The organism is Streptomyces litmocidini, from assembly GCF_014649755.1.
In the GTDB taxonomy this organism is placed as follows: Bacteria; Actinomycetota; Actinomycetes; order Streptomycetales; family Streptomycetaceae; genus Streptomyces; species Streptomyces litmocidini.
This window is the reverse complement of record NZ_BMTQ01000071.1, coordinates 1-905: the sequence shown is the minus strand read 5'-3', so window position 1 is coordinate 905 and position 905 is coordinate 1. Positions and strand designations below refer to the sequence as shown.

The window sequence follows — 905 nt, the reverse complement described above, 5'->3', positions numbered from 1 at the left end:
ATATTTATTATAAAATTTCTAAATAATTTATATAAATTTACATTATTTTTAATATTAAAATCTTCTTCTCCTTTTTTTGTTTGATCAATAGAATCTTTAATTATTTTTGGATCAGATATATTTTTACCAAATTTATCAAAGAAATCTTTATTTCTTTGTTCTACAAATTCTTCACTATTTTTACTTATTTTACTACTTAATTCATTCTCTGATTTAAAATCTTTTAAACTATTATCTTTTACTATAATTTCTGGGTTTGTTATTTTTTCTGATAAATTTTGTAAAGAATTATTTTTAATAGGAAAAGCACTATTTTCAGAATCACTTTTATTTTTTATTAAATCTTCAGGTATAACATTTTTAACAGTAAAAATACTATTTTCTAAAAATGGATTATTAATTGATTCATTTTCTTTTATCATAGATATTTTTTTATTATTATTTATTAAACCTGAAAATGAATTTTCATCTTCAGAAGAAGACATATCTGGTGAAACTACATCTCCTGATGGATAAGTATTTTCTATATCTAAACGTATATTATTATCATTATCAGAATTTGTAGTATCACAATATATATATTTTTTAGAAAATATATCTGATATTAAATTATTAAATGTTTCAATATATGATATACTTAATATATCATTAAATATATTTATTATATTTATAAATTCTATATCAAATTTTTCTTTTAATATATATACAGTATATATATATAATATATTAAGAATTATTTGTAATAAAATATATAAAATAAACATAAATAATATAGATATAAAAATTATAGAAATATAAGCATAATATAAAATAAACATAATAAAATTAAAGTTAAATAAGAAATATATTCAATAATAAATTAATTTATTATATATATATTTTATTATTTTATCAATATTTAATAT

1 protein-coding gene is annotated in these 905 nt (G+C 14.7%); it reads right to left on the bottom strand.

Annotated elements, in window-relative coordinates:
* Positions 1–818 (bottom strand): hypothetical protein (locus IE180_RS37955; RefSeq protein WP_190161120.1); only part of this gene is annotated, 818 nt, incomplete at its 3' end.
* Positions 819–905 lie beyond the last annotated feature (87 nt).